This window comes from Streptomyces sp. NPDC002669 (genome assembly GCF_042889165.1).
Lineage (GTDB): Bacteria > Actinomycetota > Actinomycetes > Streptomycetales > Streptomycetaceae > Streptomyces.
This window is the reverse complement of record NZ_JBIAQQ010000051.1, coordinates 24,851-31,192: the sequence shown is the minus strand read 5'-3', so window position 1 is coordinate 31,192 and position 6,342 is coordinate 24,851. Positions and strand designations below refer to the sequence as shown.

Genomic DNA, 6,342 nt, shown 5'->3' with positions numbered 1-6,342 from the left:
CCCCCCCCCCCCCCCCCCCCCCCCCCCCCCCCCCCCCCCCCCCCCCCCCCCCCCCCCCCCCCCCCCCCCCCCCCCCCCCCCCCCCCCCCCCCCGGTCCTCAGAGCAGGCCGATGCGGTCGATGGCGCACGTTCCGGGGGTCGTGGTGCTTTCGGGGCGCTGCCCCAGGTGTGTCAGCCGGAGCACGTTGGCCCCGGGCCGCAGGGGCACCGCGGCGAACTCCGGTTCGTCGTAGGTCGCGACGGGGCTGTAGAGGTCCAGTGGCTCGCCGACCGGGGTTCCGTTCACCGACAGCCGATAGATCCCCCTGGAGTAGTGCCGTTTCACCCGCAGCCGCAGGGTCCGCCGGCCGGATTCCGCCGGCCGGAACTCGCACGAGAGCGCGCCGCCCGGGGCGTTCGGTGTGAACAGCAGGCCGCGGCCCGCCCCGCACTGCGGGTCCGTGAAGACCTCGGTGCGGCCGCCCGTGGCGGTGACCGCGAGGTCCTCCGCCTCCGCCGCCCATTTTGCCGGGCGCGGTGCCCAGTCGCCCCGCGAGTCGCACAGCACCACGCGGGTGCGGTCGGTGGCGGCCTCGGTGTCGGTGTAGGCGACGAGGCGGCCGTCGGGCGAGAAGGCCGGGTGCAGATGGCCGGGATGGGCCGAGCCCCAGCCGGCCGTTCCCAGTGTGCGCGGCGGGTGTTCTCCGGTCAGGTCCACCAGTGCCACGGTTCCCACCTGGCCGAGCGTCGAGCCCTTGCGGCCCTTGGTGTCGGTCACGGCCCAGCGGCCGTCCGCCGTGAGGTCGCAGTGGTTGTAGGCGCCGTTCGTCGCCGAGGGGCCCCGTGCCAGCAACCGGGCGGGGCGGCCGTCGGGACGGACCATCCACAGCCCCGCCGATGTACTGCCGATGCCCACGATGAGGCAGCCGGTGTCGGCCCGGGACTTCCATACCTCGTGGGTTCCGATGGGGACGCCGGCGGTGTCCTGGTCCCAGATCAGCCTGCCGTGCGGCGCGTGCACCGGGTGCAGTGCCCAGGAGCGGACCTTGCCGCCGAGCGAGTAGCCGATCCACTCGGGGTCGTGGGCGCTGTACTGGAAGTGCGTGGCGAACACGCTGCCGGAGAAGACCTCCCGGACGCGGCCGTCGAGGAGACCGATCTCCACCGCCTTGGTGGGACCGGCGGTGATCGGCGCCGGGTAGTGGCTGCACAGGACCCTGTCCCCCGCCGGGTGGAGGTTGACGGCCACGCTGAGCGCACGGCCCGCAGGCGGTGAGTAGAGCTTTACGGGAGTGGGCGCGGAGGCGGTCAGGTCGACCGACCACACGGCGTTCTCGGCGCAGGCGACGAGGCGTCCGGAGTGGACGTTCCACCAGACGAAGGGGTTGCGGTCGTCCGCCGGGGTGGCGAAGCGCGCCAGGAACCGTTCTTGGCCCGAGTGCGGATTCACCTCCCACAGACTGGTGGCTCCGGTCTCCCGCTGGCCGAGCACGATGCGTCCGGCATCGACGAAGCCGTTGTGGGTGGGGTACGTGAAGTAGCGGCGCTGGGCGAACGAACTCAGGAAACGCAACTCGAACCCGCCGGCCTCCGCGGCGACGGCTTCGGCGGGGGCTCCCGCCCCCACGGAAAAACCTGCGGTCAGCACGGCCAGCCCGGCCATGCGGCCGAACCCTCTTCGGGTGATCTCACTCATGGCGTCCTCGCGGTGGGAGGCGCTCAGCTTCGAGTCCCTCGACAGGTGAAGTCAAGGGACTAATGCGAATTAATAGAACGGGGAGGGCGGGGCGCGGACGCCGTCCGTCCGAGCCGTCGGGGTGCCCTCGGGCCTCGCCGCAGGGTGGGGACGAGGGGTGGCGGGCCCGAGAGGCCCGAGGGCCGCACTACGCGGAGTGGGGCGCCCCGGTCACCCGGTGCGGTCGACGACGAACGGAAGCAGCCCGAGGATCTCGCCGAGCGCGGCCGGGGCGAGCGGAACGCTCTCCAGGCTCAGGCGGGCCTGCTCCAGCTGCTGCTGGGCCTCGGTCAGCGCGGCGCGGCGGCCGCCCGCCTCCTCGACGAGTTCGGCCGCCCGCCGGGCGGTGGTGTCGTCGAGCGGGATCCCGGTGCCGAGCAGCGCCGCGAGCCGCCGGGCTGCGGGATGGTCCGCGGCCAGGGCCGCGAGGACGGGGTACGTCTTCTTCAGCCGTCGCAGATCGTTGTGCACGGGCTTGCCCGTGACCTCGGGATCGCCCCAGATCCCGAGGAGGTCGTCCACCGCCTGGAACGCCACACCGAGATGCCGTCCCGCCCGGTTGAGCGCCTCCGCGGTCGTGGCGGGGGCCCCGGCGAGCACGGCGCCCAGCCCCGCAGCGCAACCGAGCAGCGCCCCCGTCTTGTGCTCGGCCATCCACCGGTATTCGTGCGGCCGCACCGCCTCCGGCCCGGTCCAGGGCCGGGACTCGAAGAGCAGGTCGTCGGCCTGGCCGCGCACCAGGTCGGTCAGGGTCCCGGCCAGCAGCCGCACCGCCGCTGCGCCGTGCGGCCCGGGCGCCTCGGCCAGGGTCTGCACCGCCGCGGCGAAGAGCGCGTCGCCCGCGAGGACCGCCGGGCCCGTCCCGTACGCCTTCCACGCGGTGGCCCGCTGCCTGCGGGTCTCGTCGCCGTCCATGATGTCGTCGTGGATGAGGGAGAAGACGTGGATCAGTTCCACGGCGACGGCTCCGACGACCCCTTCCCGCGCCGGCGCGCCGGCCGCCTCGGCGCCGAGCAGTGCGAGGGCCTGGCGCAGCCCCTTGCCCTGCGAGCCCGGTACGGGGGTGCCGTCCGCCGCGTTCCAGCCGAGCGAGAAGGCGGCCATCTCCGCGTGCCACGGGTGCAGGCGCCGCACCGACCGGACGAGGGCGGGGCGCACGAGGTCGCGGCAGCGGGCGAGCACCTCGGGCGGGGTGGCCCGCTGGGTCACCGGCGAGGGCGTCATCGGCGTCCGCCCTCCCCGTCCGTGCCGTCACCGGCCGGTGCCACTCCGAGTTCGGCGTACGCCTTGTCCACCATCTCCCGGGCGTTGAGCAGACCTATCCGGTCCAGGGTGCGGCGCAACTCGTCCAGGTCCTTCGCGGTGTCGTCGCGGTCCCGGCCCAGCCGTGCGAGCGACTTGACCAGGCCGAGCCGGGCCAGTGCCTCCCCCCGGGGCTCGGTCATGTCGCGGAACTCCGCGAGCGCCTCCTCGTACATCGCGCGCGCCTCCTCGTACCGGCGGGCACGGAAGAAGACATTGGCGCGCATCTTGTGGTTGTAGGCGAGCGCGCTGGACAACTTCATCTCCCGGCACGTGAGTTCGGCCTCCGCGAGCAGGGCCAGCGCACGCTCCGGGTCGTCCCGCAGGGAGACGATGTCGGCGATGCCGCGCAACGCCCATGCCCGGCCGCGCCGGTCGTCGGCGTTGCCCGCGAGTTCGGCCGCCTCCTCGAACATGGCCAGGGCGGTGTCGAGCGAGCCCGTGTTGCGATGGATCTGCGCGATGCCCTCCAGGGCCCACACGGTGTGGCGCGCCTCGCCGCGTGCGCGGGCCTCCGCCAGCAGTTGTTCGTGCAGGGCGGCGACGGTCCGGTAGTCGCCCTGGATCCGCCCGGTCTCCGCGAGGCCCGCGAGCGAGTAGCCGCGGGCGACGACGTCCCCGCCGCGCTTGCCCATGTCGGCAGCGAGGCCCAACAGCCGGAACGCCAGCCTGAGTTCGCCGCGCTGACGGGCCAGCGTCCCGCCGCTCCACAACGCCCAGGCCATCGCCCCGAGGTCCTCGGCCGAACGCGCGGCCCGGTAACTGGCCTTCCACGCCAGGTCGGCCTCCGCCACGTTGCCGAGCCTGCGCTGCGCCTCGGCCACGGCGAGATTGCACCGGGCCACCTCCCCGTCGGATCCGGAGCGTTCGGCCTCCTTCAAGTGCCGTACGCCTTCAGCCAGTACGTCCGTGAGGGAGGAGTTCACCGACATCTTCGTGAGGGCGCCTTGGTACTCGGGCGCCAGTGCCTTGCTGTGCATGGGAACCTTTCGCGCGTGCCGGGGGCGGAACCCGGATAGCTATACGCTATGTGTATACATAAGGTGTATAGCTACCTGGTGTGCTGACCCGGGCACTCGTGGGGGTTTGACATGACCTGTCACTCGCGGCGAACCGCCTTGCTGTGGATCAAGACGACGTACGCGGGCCCCGGGTTGCTCGGTGAGCAACAGAAGTCGACATCACCGGTACGGGAGGGTCACGGCCCGGCGTCCCGGCGCGGGTTCCGGCGTGCCGCGCGGCCGGGCGGCGGGCGGGTCCGCCGGGGCCGGGGCTCCTTGCGGAGCGCCGATCGCCCCCACTGGATAAGCTCGACGAGGGGCCCGGTACAGAGGGACGGAGGCTCCCATGACGACAATCGAACCGCGTGACGTGCCCCCTCGTCTCGCCGTGGGCGCGTTCGTCCTCAACTCCGGCCTGGGGAAACTGAAGGCCGACGCGGAGACGGCGCAGGGCCTGCACGGCATGGCCTGCGCCGCCTACCCGTTCCTGCAACGGATCGAACCCGAACGGTTCACCCGGCTGCTCGCCTGGTCGGAGATCGCGGTCGGCAGCACCCTGCTCACCCCCCTCGTACCGACGCGGCTGGCGGGGCTGGCACTGACGGGGTTCGCCGGGGGCCTGGTCGGGCTGTACCTGCGGCTCCCCGGAATGCGGGAACCGGGCAGTCTGCGGCCCACCCGGGACGGCACCCCCCTGGCCAAGGACTTCTGGATGCTGGGCATCGGGCTCGGCTTCCTGGGCGCGAACGCCCGTTCCGCGGCCCCGGGCGCTTCCCGGTGCCGACGACACCGGTGCCGGGGCCGATGAGAACCACCCAAGGAGCGATCATGAGCGAGTCGGACGAACTCCGCGGCCGCGTACGGCAACTGCGCGCCAAGGCGAAGGACCTGAAGGGCGAGGCCGAGCGGGCCGCCGACCCGGAGGAGCGCCGGCGCCTGGAGGACAAGGCCCGCAGGCTCGAATCGGAGAGCGAGCAGGTGAGCGGCATGGCGAGCGGGGACATCTACCCCATGGAATGAAGGCCGGGCGGTACGGCTCCGGAACCGGGGAACCCGGCGAAGGGGAGGTGAGGGCGGAAGGCGGGGAGAAACCGGGGCCGGGGAATCCTGGCGCCGCGCGGGTGTTGCACAAGGGTGTGAGTTCCGTGATCGCATCCACCCGGTTTTCCGTGCTCGACCGTTCCCGCACCCGCGAGGGGCACGGCGGCCCCGAGGCGCTGCGCGACACCGTGCGCCTCGCCGAGGAGGCCGAGGCGCTCGGATACCACCGGTTCTGGGTGTCCGAGCACCACAGTGTGCCGGGCGTCGCCGGTTCCGCACCGACCGTGCTGGCCGCGGCCGTCGCGGCGGCGACCTCCACCATCCGGGTCGGGACGGGCGGGGTGATGCTCCCCAACCACCGGCCCATGGTGGTGGCCGAGCAGTTCGGTGTACTGGAGTCCCTGTTCCCCGGCCGGATCGACATGGGCATCGGCCGCTCGGTCGGCTTCACCGACGGCATCCGCAGGGCGCTGGGCACCGACCGGCCGGCTGCCGACGACTTCGCGGCCCAGCTGGCCGAACTGCTCGGCTGGCTGGACGGTACGCAGCAGGCCCACCCACAGGTCCACGCCCGCCCCGCCGAGGGGCTGCGCATACCCCCGTTCGTGCTGGCCACCGGGGAGGGCGCCGGCATCGCGGCGGCGGCCGGGCTGCCACTGGTGATCGGCGACCTGCGCGGCCGGGAGAAACTGCTGCGCGCCGTCGAACGCTACCGACGGGACTTCCGCCCCTCGGCCCGGGCCGAGGAACCGTACGTGGTCGTCGCGGGTACCGTCGCGGTCGCCGGAAGCGCGCGGGAGGCCCGGCGGCTGCTGATGCCGGAGGCGTGGTCCATGGCGCACTCCCGCACCCACGGCGTCTTCCCGCCGCTCGGCCCGCCCGACCGGATCGGGGCGAGGACCATGACGGAGAAGGAACGCCGCTTCTACGAGGACGGGCTGAACGGCCACCTCCAGGGCACGGAGGACGAGGTCGCCGCCGGTCTCGAAACGGCCATCGAGGAGACCGGCGCCGACGAGGTGCTCGTCACGACCAGCACGTACGACCGGGCGGCCCTGGTGGACTCGCTGCGCCGCCTGGCCCGGATCGCGCGACTGACCCCGCACGGGGGAGTACCGGCCGCGCCGTCCTGACGGCACCGGGCGGACGGCCGGGTGCCGCGGGCGAAGAGCGTACGCACCGGGCGGCCGGGTCTCTCCGGGCCCGGCGCCCGCGCGGCGCCCCGACCGCGCCGGGCGGTGTCGCGGCCGGTGCGGGGCCGGTGTTCACCGGGCCGGTACGAA

6 protein-coding genes are annotated in these 6,342 nt (G+C 73.7%); 3 read left to right on the top strand and 3 right to left on the bottom strand.

The window, feature by feature from the left end:
- Window positions 1–98: 98 nt before the first annotated feature.
- The 3 genes from ACFYW1_RS37990 to ACFYW1_RS37980 form a co-directional block, all read right to left on the bottom strand.
- Window positions 99–1,676: a hypothetical protein gene (locus ACFYW1_RS37990; RefSeq protein ID WP_389004224.1), complete on the bottom strand. Its 1,578-nt coding sequence runs from the start codon at window positions 1,674–1,676 to the stop codon at window positions 99–101.
- Between the two features lie 210 nt (window positions 1,677–1,886).
- The gene (locus ACFYW1_RS37985; RefSeq protein WP_389004222.1) at window positions 1,887–2,939 is read right to left on the bottom strand and encodes a polyprenyl synthetase family protein; all 1,053 of its coding nucleotides are present in this window, start codon (window positions 2,937–2,939) and stop codon (window positions 1,887–1,889) included.
- Entirely contained in the window at window positions 2,936–3,997 is a 1,062-nt protein-coding gene (locus tag ACFYW1_RS37980; RefSeq protein WP_389004220.1) for a tetratricopeptide repeat protein, read from the bottom strand. The genes ACFYW1_RS37985 and ACFYW1_RS37980 overlap by 4 nt, the downstream gene beginning before the upstream one ends.
- A gap of 367 nt (window positions 3,998–4,364) precedes the next feature.
- On the opposite strand from ACFYW1_RS37980, the gene ACFYW1_RS37975 reads away from it, so the two are divergent.
- From ACFYW1_RS37975 to ACFYW1_RS37965, 3 genes are all read left to right on the top strand, one after another.
- Window positions 4,365–4,826 carry a hypothetical protein gene (locus ACFYW1_RS37975; protein WP_389004218.1) on the top strand — a complete coding sequence of 154 codons (462 nt, stop codon included), beginning with the start codon at window positions 4,365–4,367 and terminating at the stop codon, window positions 4,824–4,826.
- A gap of 20 nt (window positions 4,827–4,846) precedes the next feature.
- Window positions 4,847–5,038, top strand: a complete 192-nt coding sequence (locus tag ACFYW1_RS37970) for a DUF6381 family protein (RefSeq protein WP_389004216.1) — start codon at window positions 4,847–4,849, stop codon at window positions 5,036–5,038.
- Between the two features lie 125 nt (window positions 5,039–5,163).
- The gene (locus ACFYW1_RS37965; RefSeq protein WP_389004214.1) at window positions 5,164–6,192 is read left to right on the top strand and encodes an MsnO8 family LLM class oxidoreductase; all 1,029 of its coding nucleotides are present in this window, start codon (window positions 5,164–5,166) and stop codon (window positions 6,190–6,192) included.
- Window positions 6,193–6,342 lie beyond the last annotated feature (150 nt).

Bases quoted from the DNA above. Each gene is read 5' to 3' on its own strand.
- ACFYW1_RS37990 (WP_389004224.1), bottom strand. From the start codon at position 1,676: ATGAGTGAGATCACCCGAAGAGGGTTCGGCCGCATGGCCGGGCTGGCC.
- ACFYW1_RS37985 (WP_389004222.1), bottom strand. From the start codon at position 2,939: ATGACGCCCTCGCCGGTGACCCAGCGGGCCACCCCGCCCGAGGTGCTC.
- ACFYW1_RS37980 (WP_389004220.1), bottom strand. From the start codon at position 3,997: ATGCACAGCAAGGCACTGGCGCCCGAGTACCAAGGCGCCCTCACGAAG.
- ACFYW1_RS37975 (WP_389004218.1), top strand. From the start codon at position 4,365: ATGACGACAATCGAACCGCGTGACGTGCCCCCTCGTCTCGCCGTGGGC.
- ACFYW1_RS37970 (WP_389004216.1), top strand. From the start codon at position 4,847: ATGAGCGAGTCGGACGAACTCCGCGGCCGCGTACGGCAACTGCGCGCC.